This is a genomic window from Treponema berlinense, from assembly GCF_900167025.1.
GTDB classification, from domain to species: domain Bacteria; phylum Spirochaetota; class Spirochaetia; order Treponematales; family Treponemataceae; genus Treponema_D; species Treponema_D berlinense.
This window is the reverse complement of sequence record NZ_FUXC01000010.1, coordinates 78,383-100,316: the sequence shown is the minus strand read 5'-3', so window position 1 is coordinate 100,316 and position 21,934 is coordinate 78,383. Positions and strand designations below refer to the sequence as shown.

20 protein-coding genes and 3 tRNA genes are annotated in these 21,934 nt (G+C 40.0%); 7 read left to right on the top strand and 16 right to left on the bottom strand.

Annotation, left to right across the window (positions count from 1 at the left end; genetic code table 11):
- Window positions 1-79: 79 nt before the first annotated feature.
- The 6 genes from B5D47_RS08840 (at window position 80) to B5D47_RS08810 (ending at window position 6,249) form a co-directional block, all read left to right on the top strand.
- Complete coding sequence (locus B5D47_RS08840; protein ID WP_078931465.1) at window positions 80-1,543, top strand: nicotinate phosphoribosyltransferase; 1,464 nt, start codon at window positions 80-82, stop codon at window positions 1,541-1,543.
- 163 nt (window positions 1,544-1,706) lie between these two features.
- Window positions 1,707-1,780: transfer RNA gene (locus B5D47_RS08835), tRNA-Asp, on the top strand.
- A 50-nt stretch (window positions 1,781-1,830) separates the two neighbouring features.
- A tRNA-Pro gene (locus B5D47_RS08830) sits at window positions 1,831-1,903 on the top strand.
- 277 nt (window positions 1,904-2,180) lie between these two features.
- Window positions 2,181-2,903, top strand: coding sequence for a hypothetical protein (locus tag B5D47_RS08820; RefSeq protein ID WP_078931463.1), 723 nt, complete (start codon window positions 2,181-2,183; stop codon window positions 2,901-2,903).
- Between the two features lie 196 nt (window positions 2,904-3,099).
- Entirely contained in the window at window positions 3,100-4,566 is a 1,467-nt protein-coding gene (locus B5D47_RS08815) for a peptidyl-prolyl cis-trans isomerase (protein WP_078931462.1), read from the top strand.
- Between the two features lie 27 nt (window positions 4,567-4,593).
- Window positions 4,594-6,249 (top strand): 6-hydroxymethylpterin diphosphokinase MptE-like protein, encoded by a 1,656-nt coding sequence (locus B5D47_RS08810; RefSeq protein WP_078931461.1) that lies wholly within the window; start codon window positions 4,594-4,596, stop codon window positions 6,247-6,249.
- Window positions 6,250-6,253: 4 nt separating this feature from the next.
- Here the strand turns inward: B5D47_RS08810 and lepA are convergent, their stop codons facing one another.
- The 7 genes from lepA to ispE all read right to left on the bottom strand — a co-directional run bounded on the left by lepA (window position 6,254) and on the right by ispE (window position 14,430).
- A complete protein-coding gene (gene lepA, locus B5D47_RS08805) occupies window positions 6,254-8,056 on the bottom strand; it encodes a translation elongation factor 4 (protein WP_078931460.1) in 1,803 nt (600 codons plus the stop codon).
- Between the two features lie 15 nt (window positions 8,057-8,071).
- Window positions 8,072-9,715 (bottom strand): S1C family serine protease, encoded by a 1,644-nt coding sequence (locus B5D47_RS08800; RefSeq protein WP_143592651.1) that lies wholly within the window; start codon window positions 9,713-9,715, stop codon window positions 8,072-8,074.
- Between the two features lie 11 nt (window positions 9,716-9,726).
- On the bottom strand, window positions 9,727-11,820 hold the full coding sequence (locus B5D47_RS08795; protein WP_078931459.1) for a tetratricopeptide repeat protein: 2,094 nt from the start codon (window positions 11,818-11,820) through the stop codon (window positions 9,727-9,729).
- A gap of 88 nt (window positions 11,821-11,908) precedes the next feature.
- On the bottom strand, window positions 11,909-12,460 hold the full coding sequence (locus tag B5D47_RS08790) for a 50S ribosomal protein L25 (RefSeq protein WP_078931458.1): 552 nt from the start codon (window positions 12,458-12,460) through the stop codon (window positions 11,909-11,911).
- 686 nt (window positions 12,461-13,146) lie between these two features.
- Window positions 13,147-13,219 (bottom strand) — tRNA-Gln (locus B5D47_RS08785).
- A 20-nt stretch (window positions 13,220-13,239) separates the two neighbouring features.
- Window positions 13,240-13,521 carry a septation regulator SpoVG gene (gene spoVG / locus B5D47_RS08780; protein ID WP_078931457.1) on the bottom strand — a complete coding sequence of 94 codons (282 nt, stop codon included), beginning with the start codon at window positions 13,519-13,521 and terminating at the stop codon, window positions 13,240-13,242.
- A gap of 39 nt (window positions 13,522-13,560) precedes the next feature.
- A complete protein-coding gene (gene ispE / locus B5D47_RS08775; RefSeq protein ID WP_078931456.1) occupies window positions 13,561-14,430 on the bottom strand; it encodes a 4-(cytidine 5'-diphospho)-2-C-methyl-D-erythritol kinase in 870 nt (289 codons plus the stop codon).
- 256 nt (window positions 14,431-14,686) lie between these two features.
- Here ispE and B5D47_RS08770 point away from each other — a divergent pair, with 256 nt between their 5' ends.
- Entirely contained in the window at window positions 14,687-14,929 is a 243-nt protein-coding gene (locus B5D47_RS08770; protein WP_078931455.1) for a hypothetical protein, read from the top strand.
- A 145-nt stretch (window positions 14,930-15,074) separates the two neighbouring features.
- Here B5D47_RS08770 and rsfS read toward each other — a convergent pair whose 3' ends face one another.
- The 9 genes from rsfS to B5D47_RS08725 all read right to left on the bottom strand — a co-directional run bounded on the left by rsfS (window position 15,075) and on the right by B5D47_RS08725 (window position 21,848).
- Window positions 15,075-15,446 (bottom strand): ribosome silencing factor, encoded by a 372-nt coding sequence (gene rsfS, locus B5D47_RS08765; RefSeq protein ID WP_078931454.1) that lies wholly within the window; start codon window positions 15,444-15,446, stop codon window positions 15,075-15,077.
- 1 nt (window position 15,447) lies between these two features.
- Complete coding sequence (locus B5D47_RS08760; RefSeq protein ID WP_234969988.1) at window positions 15,448-16,683, bottom strand: LCP family protein; 1,236 nt, start codon at window positions 16,681-16,683, stop codon at window positions 15,448-15,450.
- A gap of 51 nt (window positions 16,684-16,734) precedes the next feature.
- On the bottom strand, window positions 16,735-17,349 hold the full coding sequence (gene yqeK / locus B5D47_RS08755; RefSeq protein WP_078931453.1) for a bis(5'-nucleosyl)-tetraphosphatase (symmetrical) YqeK: 615 nt from the start codon (window positions 17,347-17,349) through the stop codon (window positions 16,735-16,737).
- Complete coding sequence (nadD, locus tag B5D47_RS08750) at window positions 17,321-17,986, bottom strand: nicotinate (nicotinamide) nucleotide adenylyltransferase (protein ID WP_078931452.1); 666 nt, start codon at window positions 17,984-17,986, stop codon at window positions 17,321-17,323. Before nadD ends, yqeK begins: the two co-directional genes overlap by 29 nt.
- Complete coding sequence (gene obgE, locus B5D47_RS08745) at window positions 17,983-19,146, bottom strand: GTPase ObgE (protein ID WP_078931451.1); 1,164 nt, start codon at window positions 19,144-19,146, stop codon at window positions 17,983-17,985. Before obgE ends, nadD begins: the two co-directional genes overlap by 4 nt.
- Before the next feature lie 134 nt (window positions 19,147-19,280).
- Complete coding sequence (rpmA, locus tag B5D47_RS08740; RefSeq protein ID WP_078931450.1) at window positions 19,281-19,541, bottom strand: 50S ribosomal protein L27; 261 nt, start codon at window positions 19,539-19,541, stop codon at window positions 19,281-19,283.
- 26 nt (window positions 19,542-19,567) lie between these two features.
- Entirely contained in the window at window positions 19,568-19,915 is a 348-nt protein-coding gene (locus tag B5D47_RS08735; RefSeq protein ID WP_078931449.1) for a ribosomal-processing cysteine protease Prp, read from the bottom strand.
- Between the two features lie 9 nt (window positions 19,916-19,924).
- A complete protein-coding gene (gene rplU, locus B5D47_RS08730; protein WP_078931448.1) occupies window positions 19,925-20,236 on the bottom strand; it encodes a 50S ribosomal protein L21 in 312 nt (103 codons plus the stop codon).
- 118 nt (window positions 20,237-20,354) lie between these two features.
- Entirely contained in the window at window positions 20,355-21,848 is a 1,494-nt protein-coding gene (locus B5D47_RS08725) for a Do family serine endopeptidase (RefSeq protein WP_078931447.1), read from the bottom strand.
- Window positions 21,849-21,934: the final 86 nt, after the last annotated feature.

The window sequence follows — 21,934 nt, the reverse complement described above, 5'->3', positions numbered from 1 at the left end:
TTTGCTACGAAATTGCAATAAAAAGTCAATCCTAAAACTGAAGTTTTAATCTTGACTTTTTATTAGGAGAAAAATAAAAATGAACGAAAAAATCGAAAACAGCACCATAAACAGTGCTCTCTTCACCGACTTTTATGAATTGACAATGGCTCAGGGCTACTGGAAAAACGACATGAATCAGGACGTTGTTTTTGACATGTTTTTCAGAAGACAGCCATTTAACGGCGGTTTTTCAATTTTTGCCGGTCTTGATACGCTTTTAGACGCAATCACAGATTTTACTTTTAGTTCAAGCGATATTGAATTTTTAAGGCAGCAGAAAATTTTTGAACCGGATTTTCTTGAATACCTGAAAACTTTCCGTTTTAGCGGCGATGTTTACGCTTTTAGAGAAGGTTCGGTTATATTTCCTCAGGAACCGATTGTCAGAATCCACGCAAAACTTATTGAAGCGCAGATTGTCGAGGCGCTGGTTTTGAACCACATAAATTTCCAGAGCCTTATTGCAACAAAAACAGCAAGAATCTGGCTTGCAAGCAAAAAAGGCGCAATAATGGAATTCGGTTTAAGACGCGCGCAAGGACCAGACGGCGGAATGAGCGCAACACGCGCAAGTTTTATCGGCGGAGCAGCAGGAACTTCAAACACTCTGGCAGGAAAACTCTACGATATTCCGGTAATGGGAACAATGGCTCATTCCTGGATTATGGCTTTTCCGTCTGAACTCGAAGCGTTCGAAGCATACGCAAAACTTTATCCTCAAAAGGCGATTTTCTTAATCGACACCTACGACACTCTCCGCTCTGGCATAAAAAATGCAATCAAAGTCGGAGCAAAGCTCGTAGAAAAAGGCTACAACTTCGGTGTAAGGCTTGATTCTGGAGATATTTCCTATCTTACGGCAGAAGTCCGCAAAGAACTGGACAAGGCAGGATTTCCGCAGGCAACAATCACAGTCTCAAACGAACTTACAGAAGAAATTGTCGAGACTCTTGTTCAGCAAAACACACCAATCAACAGCTGGGGCGTTGGAACTCACATGGTGACTGGAGGAAACGAGGCCAGTTTTACAGGCGTTTACAAGCTGGCTGCAAGATTTGACAAGACTTCCGGCAAGAATATTCCTGCAATGAAATTTTCAGACAATCCTGAGAAAAACACAAATCCTGGAATAAAAAATGTATATCGTCTGTACGATGAAGAAGGCAATGCAAAAGCCGACATAATCGCAACAGAAGATGAAAAAATCGAAGCCGGAAAAGAATACCGCTACTACCATCCGATGATTGACTACCGTCAGTTTACATTTACGGCTGCAAAAATCGAGCCGCTTTTGCACAAAGTTGTAGAAAACGGCAGCAGGATTGAAGCAAAACAGCCTGCTGGAAAAGTAATCCGCCTTGCGCACGAAACAGCACAACAGCAGCTCGAAACGCTGGATGCTTCTTACAAGCGGATTTTAAATCCTCATATTTACAAAGTAAGCCTGTCAAAAGCAATGAAAAATCTAAAGTTGGACTTTATTGAAAAAAGAATAAAATAGTCCGAATCAATCCACGGTCAAAACAAACAAAAAGTTTTACAACCGTGGATTTTTTTTGTCTTTTTGGAAAAAAAATGAAAACAAAAAAATTTAAAAAAAATTAAAAAATTTTTAAAAATGCTATTGACGTAAATAATTCGTTTTGCTAATATAAATACATCACGCGGGCATAGCGAAGTTGGTTATCGCGCTGGCCTGTCACGCCGGAGATCGCGGGTTCGAGCCCCGCTGCTCGCGTCAAAAACCTTCCTCGATGAGGAAGGTTTTTTTATTAAAAAAAGAAAAATCGGGTATTAGCGCAGCTGGTAGCGCACTAGCTTCGGGAGTTAGGGGTCGGCGGTTCGAATCCGCCATACCCGATATAAAAAAAATCTGTCGTTCTGACAGATTTTTTTTTGCATTTTTTTATTTGGCGCCGGATGGTAGCGGACACGCGGAAGCGTGTGTGTGCAAACACCGAAAGCGCGTAAGACGCTGTAGCCGCGGACAGCCGTTTTTACAAAAATTTTTTGCATAACCGGCAAGTGTTTTTTGAAAGAAAAGTTGTGCGCCTCCTTATAAATAAAAAATTCTTTAGTTTTTTTGGAAAAAGTCGAAAATCTTAAAGACTGGTAAGACAAATTTGGAGAGATTGTCTATGGAAATCTGCTTTTTGACTCGTGAAAAGAATGTCTGCCGCCTTATTATGGAAAGGCTCGAAAATTCTGGCTGCCGTTGCTATCTGCAGGACGACTGGAGTTTGTTGTACAAGAGCATTCAGGATTTTAATTGTCAGATTGATATGATTGTCTGCGATTTTACCCTTATAAGCGGCTGCTGCTTTAATCTTTTTGAATCGATTTTTGAAATGGGAAAGAAAATTCCCATAATTTATTACAATGACCCTTCTTCACCCGACGATGAACGGATAAACCACTGGATAAGCCAAAATGAGCTTTATTACCAGTTTAATTTTCCGAAAAACTGTATTCCGACGCTCAAAAAATTAAATGAAATAATCTGCGATCCGAGCGTAAAACGGCATATTTCGCTTTTGCAGCCGGCAGTTCCGGTCGGATGGGAAAAACTCAGGGGCAGCGAAACTCAGCGCGAAATTGACCTTCTGGATTTTAGATTCAGGAACAATCTTTCGCCTGTGCTTTTTCAGCTTTTTGAATACATGTACAAAAACAGAACAAAAGACATGAGCTTGTCCGAACTCGAAAAAGTTTTGTTCAGAAACAAAAAGAATTTTTTTGACCATAAATCGTCTGTCTATTCGTATATTTCAAGATTAAAAAACCAGATTGAAACTGATTCCGCGACAAAAATAAAAATTTTCCGTTCAAGCCGGGGCTGCTACAGGATGGTCGTTTATTGAAAAATCAGAAACAAAAATAAAAAAAATCCGCACATATCGCGCATATCGGGCATATATAAGAAAGGAAAAACCGTCAATTGACAGCACCACGCTCTGAATGATAAAATTATGTTACTGTTTTTTAAAAAAGTTTATGTTTTTTTGAGCAAGGCTTTTTTAAATACTCGAAAAAATAGTAAAAAAGGACGTTTTTATCATGAAAAAAACAATGCTTTTCATTGGCTCTGTAATCATTTTGATTTTATCTGCCATCACCTTTATTTTTATTCCAGCAATGGCACAGGGAGCAGGTCAGGACTCTCTTGTTTTTGGAAAATACGGAAACAAAAAAATTGAATACAAACAGGGAAGCGAATTTGCAAATGCAGTTGCAAATTACACCGAAATGTACAGAAGACAGGGAATTGACTTAAAAGATTCTGACTACTACACAATCTATAATTACGCTTTTGTTTCGGCTGTTCAGGCCATTGCATATGCAGACAACGTAAAAAAATCAGGCTGGGAACCTTCAAAAGAAAGCGTGGCTCGCCAGATGTACCAGTATTTTACTGATGAAAAAGGCAACTATTCTCCAGAAATCTACAACAGCTACAGCGCAGATGACAAAAGCAAATTGCAGCAGGACCTTACACGCGGCTTAATCTGGAACAGATGCGGCGAAGACTTTTTGGGAACTCAATCTAAATATGCGGGCCATACTCTTTACGGCTTAAAATCTTCTGACGCAGAAAAAGAATTCTTTGAGAAAATGGCTTCAGAAAAGCGCTCTTTTGACCTTGCAGTTTTTGACAAAAAGGACTATCCAGAGTCTCAGGTAAAAGCTTTTGGCGCAGAAAATAAAGACAAGTTCACAAAATACAATTTTTCTGTAATCACAGTAAAAGACCAGTCAAAGGCAAAATCAATCCTGAACCAGCTCGCAAAAGAAGAAATCACTTTTTCAGATGCAGTTTCTGAATATTCTGACAAAGCATATTCTGGAGCAGACGGAAAACTTTCTTCAAATTATGGTTATCAGATTCAGAATATCGTTACAAAAGAAGACGATGAAAAGGCTCTTTTTGCTCTCGAATTGAACCAGACTAGCGGAGTTGTCGAAACTTCTGCCGGATATTCAATTTTCCACAACGATTTGATTAAAACTGAACCAGACTTTACAGATTCAGCTGTTATTGCCACAGTCCGCTCTTACATCAACGAAAACGAAACTTCTTTAATCGAAAACTATTTTATCGAAAAAGCAAAGGCTGTCGCTTCTGACGCTGAAAAGAAAGGTTTTGAAGCTGCCGGCAAATCTAACGGTGCAAAAGTTGTAAAAGTTCCAGCTTTTGCGCTCAACTACGCAAACGACTCAATGCTCGGCTCTCTTCCAGAAGAATTTGCTTCGATTTCTGGCGCTTCTACAAACGAAAATCTTTTGAAAAAAGCATTTGCCCTCAAAAACGGAGATGTTTCTGAACCTGTTGTTTCAGGAGATTCAATTCTTGTAGTAAAAGCAACTGGTACTCAGAAAGACAATTTGACAGATTCGAAAAAAGAAGAACTTGCCGGCGCAGTTAATTCTATCGATTCTTATTCGCTCCAGATGGCATTGCTTTCCAGCGACAAAGTAAAGAACGACGTTGCAAATGTTTTCTTTACAAAAATGATGAAAAACTAAAAAAAATTGAACAATTTACAATCCGGTATGATTGAAACTGAAGAGCCCTGTCTGGTAAAAGCCGGTCAGGGCTTTTCTGTTTTATACAAGAACAGATTTCTTTACTCAAAATACTCTCCGCAAAAGGCAATTGAGCAGACTATAGCTAATCTGGACATTCTGCCCCAAACTCTCATCCTTTGCTTTTCTCCATGCCTGTGGTACGGCTTAAAAGAGCTTTTGGGTAAGCTTCCAGAAAATTCTCTTATTCTCGGAATAGAAGCAGACAAAAAACTTTTTGAACTGGCAGAAAAAAATTTGAACGAAATAAAAAAGAGCTGTCCTCAAGATTCCAAAAAAATTCTGCTCACCTCGCCTTCAAAAATAGAAGAGCTTATAAAAACTCTGCCGCATTTTAGACGGACGGTTTTGATTGAAATGAGCGGAGGAACTTTTTTTTACAAAACCTTGTATTCTCAGACCGCGCTTTTTTCTCAGAATTTTATCGCTTCATTTTGGAAAAACCGGATTACTCTCGTAAAAATGGGCAGGCTCTTTTGTAAAAATTTTTTTAGAAATTTAAGGGAAATTCCCGCAGAGCAGAGCATTCCTCATTCCTCGCCATTTTTTTTAAGACCGTTTATAGTCTTTGGAGCCGGCGAAAGTACAGAAACTTTTCTGTCAAAAATTTCAAAAGAAACGCTTCAAAAATGCACGGTTCTTGCGGTTGATGCTGCGATTTCTGTTCTTTTAAAACACAAAATTCAGCCAGATTTTATAATTGCAGTTGAATCCCAGCTGGCGATTGAAAAAGCATACATCGGCGCAAACAGGACAAAGGCTACAATAATAAGCGATTTGGCTTCAAGGCCGGCAGTTCTCCGCCATACAAATGGAAGGCACCTGTATTTTTATTCGGAATTTTCGGAAAGTGAATTTTTAAAAAATGCTGAATCAAAAAATATTCTTCCTGCAAAAATTCCGCCGCTCGGTTCTGTTGGACTTACAGCAGTCTATCTTGCTCTTTTTATGCGTTTTGATTCAAATGTGCCGGTTTTTGTTACAGGACTTGATTTTTCGTACAGTCTTGGTTTTACGCACGCAAGAGGCGCTCCTGCCCACACGGCAAGGCTGATTTCTTCAAACCGCTTTAAGCCTGTCGAAAACTACGATGCCGCTTTTAAGGCAGACGCAAAAACTGTTCCAGGAAAAAATGGACCTGTAATAACGGACACCGCGCTCAAAAACTACGCTACGCTCTTTGTAAATTATTTTCATGATTCAAAAAAACTCTACGATGCAGGATTTTCCGGCTTAAACTTAGGTCTTCCATCCGTAACCGCAGAACAAATCGAAAAATTCTGCCAGCCGCTCATTCAAAAAAAAGAAGGCGAATTTGACGCCCTGTACGAGCAAAATAAAAAAAACAGTTCCAGTTCCGGCATCAAAATCAAAACAAAAGCATATCTTTTGGAAGAAAAAAATGCGCTTTTGAGAATAAAAGAGCTGCTTTCAAAAGGAGAAAAAGCCCTTCCAACTCCAAAACCAAACCTAAGCGCAGAAATAGAAAATCTTCTGTCAAAAAGAGAATATCTTTATCTGCACTTTCCGGACGGATACAGGTTTGAAGCCGGCAATCTGAGCTTTTTAAAAAGAATCAGCAACGAAATCGACTTTTTTCTAAAAAACTTTGAAAACCTATAAAAAACTAGTCTTCTTTTTCTTTTAGAACTGCAAGGAACGCGCTCTGTGGAAGCTCAACGTTGCCTACCATCTTCATGCGCTTTTTGCCTTCTTTCTGTTTTTCGAGAAGCTTGCGTTTTCGTGTAATATCGCCGCCGTAACACTTGGCAAGAACATCTTTTCGCACAGGATTTACGGTTTCGCGGGCAATTATTTGACTTCCGATTGCTCCTTGAATAGCAATTTTAAACTGCTGGCGAGAGATTTCGTCTTTTAAGCGTTCGCACACTTTTTTTGCGCGGGCAACGGCTCCAGGGCGATAAGCAAGGAAAGAAAGGGCATCCACAGGTTTTGAATTTATCAAAATATCAACTTTTACAAGGTCTGTCGGACGATATTCAATTACTTCGTAGTCAAAACTTGCGTAACCGCGGCTGTAACTTTTGAGCCTGTCATAAAAGTCAAAAAGCACTTCAGAAAGCGGCATTTCGTAAATCAATTCAACGCGTTTTTCGTCAAGATAAGTCATATTTTTTTGAATTCCGCGTTTTTCAGTACAAAGGTTCATAATCGAACCGATAAATTCTGACGGAGTGATGATTGAAGCGCTGATGTAAGGTTCTCTCGCTTCTTTTATTTTTGTTTCCGGGAATTCAGTCGGATTGTCAACAATCATTTCCGTGCCGTTCGTAAGAGTACAATTATATTCTACTGAAGGTGATGTAAAAATAACTGCCTGATCATAATCGCGTTCAAGACGTTCCTGAATAATTTCAAGATGCAAAAGTCCGAGGAATCCACATCTAAAACCGTTTCCAAGCGCAATGGAATTGTCTTTGTCGTAAGTAAGGCTCGCGTCGTTGAGCTTTAATTTTTCCATGCTGTCTTTAAGTTCTTCGTAATCGTTTGAATCCATCGGATAAATAGAAGAAAATACAACCGGCTTAACTTCCTTAAATCCTGGCAAAGGCTCATCTGCCGGATTATCTGCAAGAGTTACAGTATCGCCAACACGGACATCGCTTACAGTTTTGCAGCCTGCAATAATATAGCCAACATCGCCTGCTTCGAGATACGGTTTTTCTTCATAATTTATTTTAAAAATTCCAATCTGCTCAACCTTGTAGTCAGTACCATTGGACATAAAGCGGATTACATCGCCTTTTTTAATCCGGCCTTCCTTAACGCGAATATGAATTATAACTCCACGATATTCATCATAATGGCAGTCAAAGATAAGAGCCTGGGCTTTTCCTTCCGGATTACCAGACGGAGGAGGAAATTTAGAGACAATGGCTTCCATTAAGTCGTCGATTCCTTCGCCGGTTTTTGCACTTACCAGAACCGCATCTTCCGGATCAAGTCCAAGGTCGTGCTCAATCTGTTTTTTTACCGAAGGAATATCGGCAGACGGAAGGTCAATTTTGTTTATAACAGGAACAATAGTCAAATCATGCTCCATTGCCATAAAAAGGTTGGACATTGTTTGACTTTCAACACCCTGACTAGCATCAACCAAAATCAGAGCACCTTCGCAGGATGCAATCGCACGGGAAACTTCATAAGAAAAATCGACATGTCCCGGAGTATCGACAAAGTTAAGCTCATAGTCGTGTCCGTCTTTTGAATGATATGGAATTGTAACCGCCTGACTTTTTATCGTAATTCCGCGTTCACGCTCAATATCCATGTTGTCGAGAATCTGGTTTGTCATTTGACGGTCGTCAATGATTTTTGATTTTTGAATAAGACGGTCAGAAAGAGTCGATTTGCCGTGGTCAATGTGTGCAACAATACAAAAATTGCGTTTATATTTCATTTCTGTCATAGAGTGCCAATTTTATTAGAAATAGTTAGGACTGTCTAGCGGAGCCGCAATTCCTACATTTATATCTAAATATCCTTTTTTTCTATTTTTTGCATATACTTCCGTATACAAGGTTGTATTTTCTTTATCAAAGTTTATGTTTTTTACTTCGACAGGATCGTTTTCCGAAAAACCAGATTCGTCCGCAATTGAACCTTTTACGACCGATTCAATCTGATATTTTCTGCGTCCCTCAGAAAGAGGAGTGAGCTTCATGCCGAAAATTGCCGTAAAAGAGCTTGAAATTACATCGTTTTTATAAAAAGTATACCCAGGATTCAACGGTCTTGAGGAAACATAAACTTTAACCTCATTTTCTGCCGAATCTTCGCCCCGGAGATATTTTACTTTGATTATAAATCCAGAAGAAATTCCAAGCATTTTTTTCTTTAAATCTTCAAGATTTTTTATCTTTGAACCTTCAATCGAAGTAATCAAGTCGCCGGCCTTTAGCCCTGCCCTGTGTGCGTTTCCGCCCGGCATTACATAATTCAATTCAACGCCCAAATCTCTGCCGCCAGCTCTTTTTGTGCGTCCGTTTGCTTCCAGCCAGCTGTGGTCATATTTTCCGCCATTCAACAAGACAGGAAGTTCCGAAATTAAGTATTCGACAGGAATTGCAAAGTTTAGTCCAGAATATTGAAGCATTCCTGCAAAAACAATCGCCTGAACATTTCCATTTTCGTCAACACAAGGACCGCCGCTGTTTCCTGAATTAACGGCAGCATCAATCTGCATAACTGGTCCTGCGCTAAAAAGAGAACGGTCGCTCGCACTTACAATGCCGCTTGTCAAAGTGCGGTCAAGCCCAACCGGAGAGCCAATACAATAAACCTTATCGCCAACCTCAAGGCTTCCGCTCGAACCAAGATTAAACACATAAGGAGCGTCAACTTCGGCTTTTAGCACAGCAAGGTCAACGCCGCTGTCCCAGCCCACAACTTTTGCCGGAATACGGGTTTCTGAATCCTCAGCAAGTTTTACATATAGCCGCGCATAACCTTCATATTTTGGGTTTACGAGGTCTGCAATTACGTGATGGTTTGTTACAATATATCCGTCTTTAGAAATAAAAAATCCCGAACCTATTACACGGTCAGCGTACCCCATTCCGTTTTCAACTTTTATTCCCTTGTCAACCCAGACAGTTACAGTTCCCTTTATCAGTTCTGAAACTTTTTTTCCAGAATTTTTGTCCGAACCAAAAGATTTTAATGCTTCCAGACAAAGGGCATCCAATTCATCGGTATTTTTTTCGAGTTTTTTGCTTTGTGCTCCGCCAAGATATTCCAAAGCATAGCACAATCTTCTAGCTTCCAGCCATTTTTTTTCTTCAATAGCCTTTTTATATTCAGAAACAACATTTTCTTCACATTTTTCGAAAGTTTTCTGGTCTTTTAGCAAAAAAGCGCGCCAATAGGCCTGAACACAGTCAGTTTCGCCAATTTCTTCAATTCTTTTTATTTCTTCTTTTTTTACGTCTTCAATCGTGTAATCTGGCAATTCAAAACTTTCGGAAATTTCGGTCGATTTACAGCCGTTTATGCAGATAAAAAGCAAAGAACAGCCAATGGTTGCAATAATTTTTTTTCTTAATTCAATTTTCTTCATTTTATTCATCTTTTCTTATTTTATTTTTCGGACAAACTGCGTTCCTTAGTAGAATTCGGATTATCCGGTATAATCTGCGCAAAAATACACAGTCCGCTTTTTACGGCGAACATTCTTTTTGAGTCATTTTCTACAATAATATAAACACTTTTGCCTTCGTTTTGGTTAAACGTTTTTAAAATTTTTTCCGCATCGTCTTTAGAACCGGCATTTTCAATCCAGTAAACTTCGGAAACAGAATCTTTTATCACATTCAATTTTTTTTCGTTTTCAAGAATACCGGCAGGTTTTCCATTTTTTATGATTACAGTAACTGGAACATTAGACCATGGCCTGTAAAAAGTGGATTTTTCGACCAAAGAACCGTCTTTTTCCGCCGGACATTTTTCGTAACGAACGTCCCACTTTCCGTCTCCATCCAAATCCCACAAAGAAATTTTTCCTTCTCCGCCGGTGTATTCTTCTGTGTAGTCAGCAATTGTGTCACCGTTCATATCAATCTGAATCATCTTTACAGGCGCATTCAAGGCTTTTGCCAAAAAAATCGGCTCGTATTCCAGTCCATTTTTTTTGATATTTTGAATTTCAGTCCCGTAAGTTTCCGTAAGTTCAAAAAAACCGTCATTATCCATATCGACCGTGCGGCTTTCCGGAAGTCCGTCCTTAAACTGCATCTGCGCATACATTTTTTGATTTTCGTAATAACGTGCAAACACAGGTTTTCCGTCGAGAAAGTTAAAGACAACCACAGCATTTTCGCGCTCAGAACAAGGAATCGAACAATTAGAAGAAGAATCAATCAGTTTTTGAACTGAAATATTTTCAACTTTTTCCAAAACGGAAGGAATAAAAAAATCTGTTCCAGTCAACTTTTTTATATTTTCATCCGCAACAATCGAAAAAGGCGTCCAAAAAAGAGTTTGAGGCACAAGGAAGAAGGAATATTCGCTTTTGTCTTCGCATTTGTAAATGGCGCTGACAACAGCAGGCCAGTTTCCGTATTCAATTTCAATAGATTTTTCTGGAATCTGAAGTTTTACAGGTTCTCCAAAATCACAACTAGCGCTCCAATCAGGCATTTCGTCCTGATTTTCGTCATATATGATTTTTTGAGGACGGCCGCGGGAATATTCAACCTTAAGGTTAAAATCCAGATCGCCGTCGGTATCCTTGTAAATCGTTCCGGAATACTGATTTAAATATTCACCAAGTTCCTGTCTGGATTCTTCTTTTTTTAAGGCTGAAACAAATTTTTGCAAAAACGCAAAATCAATTTCTTTATCGGCAAAAGAATAAAAATAGTCCAAAGCCTTTTCTTCCGGCAAGAGTTCCACGCCTTCTTCAAGAGAAGCAATCAAATAAAAAGGCGAACGCTGATTTTTTGCGTTAAATGATTTAAGCCGCCGGATTTTGTTTTCGCCAGTCGAAAAAACAGCAAGATAAATTTCAAGTTCCGCAGAAAGCGAAGGATTTTTGTAAAGAAGATTTATAAAACTGTCGGCAAGTCTTGCATTTTTGTCGTTCCGGCCGCCAAGCGCATATTCGTGCTCAAAAAAAAGTTTTGGAAAACGGAGATCATCAGGATAAATTCTTCTTGCAGAATCTATTTTATCTCTTGCTTTTTCAAGAAACGTTTCAGTTCCAAGGTTGTAAAAAATTTTAGAACGGATAAATTCGGCATCTGCTGAATATAAAAAATTCTCACCGTCCAGGACCTCAAGCGCCTGCTCAAATTTTCTGGTTGAGCACAAAATGTCTGCATAGAGAATTCTTGCAGTTTCCTTGTTGTAATCGACCCACAGTTCACAATCAAGTGCCTTTTCAATCAAAGGAAAAATTTGATATTTAGGCGCATTTTGGGCGCTTTTTGCAACAGAACGCATATACCAAAGGTCAGAAATAGAATCATCAAAGGCAAGACCAAGTTCTGCGCTCGAATCGGCGGCATTCCAGTTTTTAGAAGCGGCATACTGCTCAGCAACCTTCAAATAACGAAGAGCCGTTTTTCTGTTTGCTTCACCGGCAGAAAGCCCCTGAGCATAAAGACAATTTGAACAAAAAAAAGAGAGGCAAAAAAATACAGCGCAAAAACTTTTTTTTAAAGACGAATTCATAACTATATTTTATCGTCTTTTAAAGCAAAAAAAAAGTCCTTCCATTGTATTGCAAACGGAAAGACTTTTATCAAGTTTTCAAAAAAAACTAGCGTGCTGGAGCTACTGTAATTACCTCAGCATCTGCTGGAGTAAGAACTGTAACTTTGTCGCCAAGGTCAATGTCTTTTACGCGGAAAACATCGCCAATGTTGATTTTTGAAACGTCAATTACAACGCGAGCAGGAAGATCTTTTGGAAGAGCCTTAACCTTGATTTCAGGAATGTGCTTAACCATAAATCCGCCCTTAAGAACGCCGGCAGCAGTTCCTTTGTACTGCAATTTGAACTGGCGTGTTACAGGCTTTTTGTTGCTTACAACAAAGAAATCTGCGTGAAGAACTGAATCTGTGATAATATCATATTCTGTGTCGCGGATAAAAGCATCGTAATCTTTGCCATCGAATTTAATAGTAATAAGAGTTGTGGCAGTAATATTGCGCCAAACTTTGTTAAACTGAACTGAATCTACAGTAACAGATGTTGCTTTTCCTTCTTCGTCATAAATAACAGCCGGTATTTTTCCTGCTGCACGAAGAGCTTTTGCTGCTTTTTTACCTGTCTCGTTGCGTACAGATGCTTCAACTACAAACTGTTCCATTTTATAGAACTCCTCAATTTTGAGCGGTCTTCAAAACAATCATACAAAAGTTTTGCCAGCCCCTCTTAATTTTTATCGGAAAACATATCCGACAGTCCAAAAAGTATCTCAAAAACAGGTCAAAAAGTCAATATATTTTGCCGGGCGGCTTTTTGCAGGCAAAAACCAGGCTGTCCACACTTCCGGCTTTCGCCTCCATTCCTGCGCTGCGCTCCGGAACGCCTCCGGCGGTATTTCCATCCTTGCCGCAAGACACCGGGGACGACAGGATTCGGCATCCAGTCGAAAACCTCCTGTTTTCTCCTTCCTGCCGGCTGCGCTCACTAAGTTGCCTTCCCTGGCAACTTTCGTAAAAACCGCTCCAAGTCTTTGCGTTTTTTACGCCGCTCGCTTCGCTTCGAATCCTTAATCATTTTGGGCAAAAAAAATCTGGATTCCAAAAAAAACATTGAAACCCAGATTACATCATCTGCTGGGACGACAGGATTCGGCATCCAGTCGAAAACTTCCTGTTTTCTCCTTCCTGCCGGCTGCGCTCGCTAAGTTGCCTTCCTGGCAACTTTCGTAAAAATCGCTCCAAGTCTTCGCGTTTTTTACGCCGCTCGCTCCGCTTCGAATCCTTAATCATTTTGGGCAAAAAAAATCTGGATTCCAAAAAAACATTGAAATCCAGATTATATTATCTGCTGGGACGACAGGATTCGAACCTGTGGAATACCGGCACCAAAAGCCGGGGGCTTACCGCTTGCCGACGTCCCAAAAAAATTGACTATAAAAAACTAATCTTCGCCTTCGGCGGCTTCTTCTACGTGTCCGGCATTGTATTCAGCCAAGATTTTATCCTGCAAAGCCGCGCGGAACTCTGGACTGATTGGATGCGCTACATCCTTGTATTCTCCGTTTGCCGTTCTTCGGCTTGGCATTGCAATAAAAAGACCTGTTTTGCCTTCGATAATTTTTACATTATGAACGACAAATACACCGTCAAAGGTTACTGTTACATAAGCTTTAAGCTTGCCTTCGGCCGTTACTTTTCTAATACGCAGTTCTGATACTTCCATATAAGTACTCCTCCGTTGCAAATAATTAAAAAGAAGGTTTTATGCAATTACACAGTTTGACCAACTTTTTTTTAACAATGAATAAGCATTTTCGGCACTTTGTTTTGTTTCAAAAACACCGAAAACTGTTGCTCCAGAACCAGACATATCCGCCCAAAGAGCACCACTGTTTTTTACATCCCGCAAGGCAAGGCCTATTTTTGGGTATTTTTGCAATAACGCAGAAGTAAAACTGTTTACAAAAGTCCAGTCTTTGACAGGACTCCGGTATATGGTTTCTAAATCTGCCAAATTCGGACAATCTAAAATACTGCCCGCCTCATATGTTTTATCAACAAGCGAATAAGCCTCTTTTGTAGAGCTATGAACGCCCGGAAAAACCAGTAAAAAGAACAAATCGTTCCGCGGTAAAATCTGCCTCACAAATTCTCCACGGCCAGTAACGACAGCACAACCACTTTTGTCTTGATCTTCTCCACTGTGAAGAAAGAAAAAAACATCACTTCCAACCTGCGAAGCAACCTTGTCTGCAAGTTCACTGCTTAAATCAATTTTGTTGATTTTTGCCAAAACCTTTAAGAAGTAAGCCGCATCCGAAGAACCACCACCAAGTCCGCCTCCACTGGGAATGTGTTTTTCTAAAAAAATCTTTACGCCAGTAGAACAGCCAGTTAAGGAACAAAAAGAACTGTATGTTTTTGTCAGCGTATTTTCTGCAGGAAGGTCGTTAAAACCAGGCGCAAAAACCGCACAAGTATTTTTTTCCGGCAATACAGAAACAGTAAGTTTATCGTACAGCCTGACAGTTTGAAAAATACTTTCGATATTATGAAATCCGTCTGCCCGCTTTGGAAGAACCTTTAATCCAAGATTTACCTTTGCCGGAGCCAGAATTTGAATATCTGACATAATTTAATTTTATACGTTTTTTTTAGGCTCGTCAATTAAGTTTTAAAAAAATGATTTTTGCGGTAACGATTGCAGCAGCGGCGAGGCCGTTCCGGAGCAAAGCGCAGGAATGAAGCGGCAGCGGAACTGCGGAAAGCGTGACCTGCCGGAAGGCAGGGACCGCCCGTAAAAATAAAGAAATTTTCTAAAGATTTCAATTGACTGACTGGGCTGTAAAAATTTATGATATGGTACGCGTTGAGCGGGGGAAGGCAAAATGTTCACAAGTGACTCTTTCATTGACTCATTTTCGGGCTCTGGCTTTTCGTACTCAGACGAATACGACGACGATTCGACAGATTATGATGATTCTGCGATTTACGACGACGATTCTCTGAACGATTTTGAGGACGACGATATTTACGATGAGTCTTTTGATGATGATCTGGAGGAAGATGACGCTTCGAGCGAAGATTCCTCAATGGACAATAGCTTTAATGACGATTTTGAAGAAATGTAGGAATCGCTTTTAAGGTTATTTTAAGTTAAAACGGGAAGCAGGAAAATATGTCACACACACATATTCTCCGGCCTCCTTTTTTTTTGCCAAATTCTGTTTGCAAAAAAGCAAAATCTGGCAAGCCAAAACTGAACGCTCAAAAAACTTATGCGTTTTCTGACTGAGAGCCTTTTATAAAGTTTCCTGCGTGCCAGAGTTTTTCCAGTTCGTAAAAATTGCGGGCATCTGCCGACATAAGATGCACAAGAACTGAGCCGATGTCGATTACGTTCCAGTCGTCGCCGCCTGCTGTTTTTGTGTGCGTAAGGTGAATCTGCATGTCATTTGCCTTTACGTAATCTTTTATCTGCTTTGCAAGTCCCTGCCAATGTGCTGAACTGTGAATTGTTGCAATTACAAAGAAATCTGCGCAACTCGTGAGTTTTGTAACTTCAATAACCGTAACATCGTCGGCCTTGCCGTCTTCGAGAAGCTGCGCAAGTTCGAGCGCCTGTTCTTTTGATGTTTTTTCTGCCATTCTATTTTCCTCCAGTATTTTTTACGTAGCGTCCGTCAAAGTCTTTTCCAAGAATAATCGTAAAATCGACGTTTGAACTGGATTCGTATCCGTTATCATAGCTGTCTTCCGAGTCTGGTTTTATTTCTTCGTCAACTATGTTTGTGCAGTGAATAAAGTCGCCAAGGTTTTTTGCAATATCCGCGTTACCTATGTGATTTATAATCTGCGTTTTTTCTATATCCTGCCGCTCCGCATTCAAAGTACTCAAAACGTCATATCCGGCACTTTTTAGCAAGGCTGCTGTATTTCGCGCCAATCCCTGAACCAGAGTTCCGTTTTGAATTTCCAGCACGTAAATGCGGTTTACAGACATATCTTCCAAATCCACAAGAGCATTTGAAGCCTGTTTTACAACATCTTTTATGAGCTGACCGTCGTAAAAAGGAAACAAAAGTTCTTTTCCGTCGACCATTCGCCTTGAACCGGTTATTGATTGAGGAATAAGACGCTCATAATCGACATTTGAAATTTCTGAAAAAAGCTTATGCAAGTCTTTTTCTTTTAAATTTGAACTTATCCGCTTTTGATAAAACCGAAAATTGTTTTTGTTGAGGAGTGTTCTTGAATCGCGGTTTATTGCGCTCAAAAACGCAAGAATTACGTTTTGTCTTCTGTCCACAACCTCAGATTCTGTCTCCTCTGGCTTTGTATAAGTCAGATAAGTATTGATTTTGCTTCCGTCAAGAGTTACAGAACCGCTCGGTAAAAGCCATCGCTCTCCGTCGTCTGTTTTTACATCGACCGGCGCAGGAACAAATACTTTCAAGCCGCCGAGCATATCAGTAAGTTCGCTGAAATTTGAAAGGCTCATTTCGAGATAAAATGGAACCGGCTGGCCGATCAGATTTTCAATTTCGGATTTAAAAACATCAATTCCCTTTTCGGTGTAAATCGCATCGATTCGGTCTACACGTCCAAGGCTTTTGAAAATCGCGCCGGTGTTCCCCAAAATGTTTATCAATGCTCCACGCTTTGAAACCGGATAATAAATAAAAACGTCCGAAAAAAGAACCTGCTTTTTGTCTTCGAGAACGATGAGAGTTTTTATTACGCTGTCGTTTTTCAGGCTTTCGTCAACAGTATCAACTTTTAAGGAAAACGCAATAAATGTCGTCACCGCAACAAGAATGACAAAAATCAAAACAAGAAAAAGCCCGCCTTTATTTCCTCCGCCGCTGCGTCCCATTGATTTCATCTCTTTTCTCCCATAAAAACTCAATTTTGCCTTTTGAACAAATTTTACGTTTTACGGCTTTAATTTTGCCTCAAGCTCAGCCATAAGTTCGTAAGAAGGCTTTGCAACTTTTTTTCCGCGTTTTTCGAGATAATCGATATTTTCCTTTAAAACGCAAAGTGTCAATTCGTCCAAAGATTTTGAAAAAAGATTTTTGCGGTATTCGTCGGTTGACTGCGGTCTTCCCGGTTCGATTTTGTCCGCTGCAAAAAGTATTTTTCCCAAATCAGAACTTCCGGCAGCCGCAAAGGTGTGGTTTGCAATTGCAGAAACGACATTTCTGTCTATTACTCCGAATTTCGTCTGAATTAAAACCGCCGCTGCCCTTCCATGCAAAAGTCCAGGTCTGTTCTGTTCAAGCAACGAAACAGGTTTTTGGTCTTCCGAAACGAGCTTTAAAACTTCGTCGGTGGAAAATTCTTTGCACATATCATGCGCAATTCCTGCCAAATAGCCGATTTTTGGCTCCAATCCATAAAGAGCGCACATTTTTTCGGCAGTCCGGGCTGTCCGCACTGAATGTTCGTACCTTGATTCAGAAACCACTGTTTTTACATAGTCTTCAATTTTTAAAATAACCTGACTGAGTTCTTCGGGATTATTCAGATCCACCGTTTTTACAGCCATATAAACCTCGTTTTTTAATATATTCAAAAACGGCATCGCTTACAAGATAACGCCAGGCTTTGCCATTTTGAATGCAACTGCGGATTTCTGAAGAAGAAATTTCAAGCTGAGGATTGTGCACTTTTACATGCGGAAACTTAAAATCTCTGATAGAAAATCCGTTTTTCTCAATTTTATATTCGCCTATCGCCTTGTTCCGGCTCTTTCCGGCATCCTGTTCCAATTCGTTTTCGCGCACGGCAAGAATCAGCCGGCATTTTTCCGCCAGAAGCTCTGCATTTTTCCAGTTTTCAAAATGAGATGCCAAGTCAAAACCAAAAATCAGACCGATTTTGTCCGTAAGCTGGCCTGCATATTTTTTTTCAAGCGCACAAACCGTATCCCAGGTATAAGAAATTCCTTTTTTTTGAATTTCGTAATCTTCCGCTTCAAAACGGGAATCGCTTTTTACAGCAAGTTCTACCATTTTTAAGCGTTCCTCTGCTGGAGCGGCATCTGCCATTTCTTTGTGCGGCGGCAAAAAACACGGAACAAACAGGACTTTATCGTATCCAAGCTCCTGGCAAACGCAGTCGGCAAGAACAAGGTGTCCTATGTGAACCGGATTAAAACTTCCGCCAAGGACAGCTATTTTCAATTTTCGCTTCCTGGAAACTGAATTTCGGCATCTTCGTCAACCGAACGTGTGCTCATAAAATCAGGATTTATGCTGGTTCCTTCTTTTTTATTTGTAAGAAAAGAACCTGAACTTATACGAGTTCCGTCCGAATTGAACTGTTCCGGCGCTCCGTCAAGTTTTGTAACCAAATCAAGGATTGCAAGGCGAATTTCGTTCATTCCGATGTGGGCTGCAACCGAAACCGCAAGAACTTTTGTGTCCTTTTCTGTTTTTTTAATCGTTTCTGCAATCTTTAAAGCGCGTTCCTTTGCACCTTCAAGGTCGATTTTATTGCAGAGAACTATATGCGGTTTTTTGAGCAAATCGGAAGAAAAGCCTTCAAGTTCGCGGCAAAGTGTTTCGTAAGCCCCGAAACAAGAATCATCCGAACAGTCGATCATAAAAAGAAGTCCGGCTGTACGGCTTATATGCTTTAAGAACTGGATTCCAAGCCCTTTTCCATCAGAAGCTCCTTCGATAATTCCAGGAATATCCGCAATAATCACATCGCGCTCGTCGCTCGCCTGCAAAACTCCGAGATTCGGAATTTTTGTCGTAAACGGATAAGGCGCAATTTTCGGTCTGGCATTTGTAAAAGCATCCAAAAGAGTTGATTTTCCAGCATTTGGAAAACCGACAAGTCCAATGTCCGCCATAATGCTCAGTTCTAGGCGAAGTTTTTTATATTCGCCTTCCTGCCCCTTGTTCGCAATGCGAGGAGCCTGGTTTGTAGGAGTTTTAAAGTGAACGTTTCCCCAGCCGCCATTTCCACCGTGGCAGGCTACAAAATTTTCTTCACTTGATTCAACGGTAAATTCTTTTAAAAGTTCGTTTGTTTCAAAATCCCTGATGGCAGTTCCTGGCGGAACAGCGATTTCTATATCTTCACCGTCACGGCCGTACTTGTTCCAGCCTTGACCGTCGCCACCAGACTTTGCCCTAAAAAAATGCTTGTAGCGAATATTCGCAAGAGTGCGCACATTTCTTTTGCAGATAAAAACTACATTGCCGCCATCTCCGCCATCTCCGCCATTAGGACCGCCTCTTGGAATATATTTTTCGCGTCTGAAAGAAATACAACCGTTTCCGCCTTTTCCAGCCTGACATTCAATCACGGCTTCGTCAGCAAATAAATTCATGTGCACCTCCAAAAAGAATTTTTTTTATAAAAATCAATAAATACTAAAAAACCCGGACACAGAAAACTGAAATCCGGGCTTGATCAAGTTTATTTTTTATTAAACGTAATCTTTACAGCATTTTGTGCTGAAGTTTATTTTGCTTCTGCAACAACAACATTTGCATATTTTCTGTTGTTGTGTTCGTCAAACATAACTACACCGTCAGCTGTTGCAAACAAAGAATCGTCACCAGCTTTTTTTACATTGTTTCCTGGGAAGATTTTTGTTCCACGCTGTTTAATAATAATAGAACCAGCTGTTACAGCCTGTCCACCATATACTTTAACGCCCAAGTGTTTTGGATTTGAATCGCGACCGTTTTTTGCGCCGCTACCACCTTTACTGCGTCCCATAGTAAGCCTCCGCTCAAATTTTCAATTTAGTTTCCCGCTTCGGCAATTTCTTCAAAACTAATATTTTTTGAATAATCTTTTGAAAGCGAATTAAAACCAACTCTCAAAAAATCTGCCGTAAATTTCAAGCAACATTCCGTTTCCAGACTGCTTTTTTTTACTTCCACACAAAAAGCGAGATTTCCGCGGGAAGATGTGTCAGCTTCTAAGGTAACATCTTTATTCCGTGAAAGAAACTGCATAGCCGTCTTGAGCAATATTGTAATCGCAGAACAAACTATGTCGCTTCCCTTCCTGGAAAAATCAGCATGTCCGTTAGCTTTGCATTTTTTTAACACGCCGTTTTTGCCGGTAAAAAGGGTTACTGCTGTCATAGGCTAAAATTAGCCCTGGATATTTTTTACACGAATATTTGTGTATTCCTGTCTGTGTCCGATAAGGCGATGATAGTCTTTCTTAGCCTTGTATTTATAAACAAGAACTTTCTTGTCGCGGAAGCTGTTTTCTACTTCTACTTCTACTTTTGCACCATTAACGTATGGAGTACCAACTTTTACTGCATCTCCATCGCTAACCAAAAGAACTGAATCAATTGTGATTTTAGCACCGTCTTCAGCATCGATTTTGTCTACCTGAATGAGTGCGTCTTTTTCAGCCTTGTACTGTTTACCTTTGTATTCAAAAAGTGCGTACATTAAATACCTCTTCTACGCCGCAAAGTGTAACGGAAACTCTAACGACTAATATAAAAATTATGAGTACTAGATTTTATCAAATTTTTTGGAAATTGGTCAATAACACCAAAAAATCAAATTACAGTTTATAATGGCTTGTGCTCAATGTATGTCCGTCGTCGTAAACATCAAACCAAATTTCTTTTTTAGAATTCAAATTAAGGGCATCATAGAATTCCTGAATATTCGAAACTTTTTTATCGTTTACGGCAGTAATAACATCTCCGTTCTGGATTCTCATAGCAGCCGCCGGAGATTTTTCCAAAACATTCATTACAACAACACCCTTAACTTTTTTGTCTTCAAGGTTGAGTTCCTTTTTAAACTCGTCAGACAAAGGAGCGGCAATAAAGCCTGGCCAAAGTTTTGTATTGTCCTGAGTTATTTTGTCCGTGCGCTCTTCAATTTTTACAGAAAGCTCAACGATTTTGCCGTTTCTGATTACTTTGAAAGCAGCTGTTTTTCCGGCAGGAAGATAGCCAACTTCGCGCATAAGTTCATTTTGATTTTTTATAGCCTTTCCATTTACTTCGATAATAAAGTCGCCGGCCTGCATTCCGCCTTTTTGTCCAGGAGAATCGAGGAATACCTGGGAAGCAAGAGCTCCGTTTTTGCCGGCTACGCCAAGTTCTTTTTTATAATCATCTTTTACATCGAGAAGACTTACACCAAGCCAGCCGTATGTAATTTTTCCGCTCGAAATAAAATCTTCGATTGATTTTTTAAGAGAGTTAATTGGAAGAGAAAAACCAAGTCCCTGACTTCCGCCGCTCGAAGAAGCAATCCATGTGTTAATTCCAATAACTTCTCCGTAAATATTTACGAGCGGACCGCCTGAATTTCCCTGGTTGATTGCAGCATCAGTCTGAATAAAATCGTTCATATTTCCAATCTGATCGCCAGAACGTCCTGTTGCGCTTACAATTCCCTGAGTAACCGACTGACTGTATCCAAGAGGCGCGCCCATTGCAAGAACAATGTCGCCAACCTTTACATTGTCGCTGTCGCCAAGAGCCGCAACTACAATATTTGAATCTTTTTTTGCCTCAAAAGAAACAAGGGCAATGTCAGAACGCTCATCTGCGCCAACAAGTTTTGCATCAAATTTCTGTCCATCGTTTAAATTAACGGTGATTTTTGTCGCCTTGCCCGCAACGTGATTATTTGTAAGAACATAAACAGTATCTCCGGTACGGCGAACAATTACGCCAGAACCAAGACCTTTCTGTTCGTATTCACGGGTGCGGTCTTTTTTGTCAGAACCGTTTGGATTTCCAAAGAACCAGAACGGAAAATCATCAAAAGGATTTGTCTGAGTGACAGTTGTTTTTTCTGTAACGTCAATCTCAACGACAGAAGGAAGAACTCCGGCAGAAATTGAATTAAAAGAATTCTGCAAAGCTTCAATCACATTCAAACTGTCTGCTGGAATTGCAACTGCCGGTTTTGACTCAGCAAATACCGTATCGGCAGTTCCCTCAACCTTTATTTTGCTGCACGAAAAACTAACGGCCGCAAAAGCAAGAACTGCGGCAGAAACACCGCAAACTATTTTAGATGTAATATTTTTCATATTTTCAAGAACCTCCAAAAAAAAGCAATTTTTTTTCGATATTGTCTATATACAAATATAATCAAAAAAAATCTGGATAGTTACAA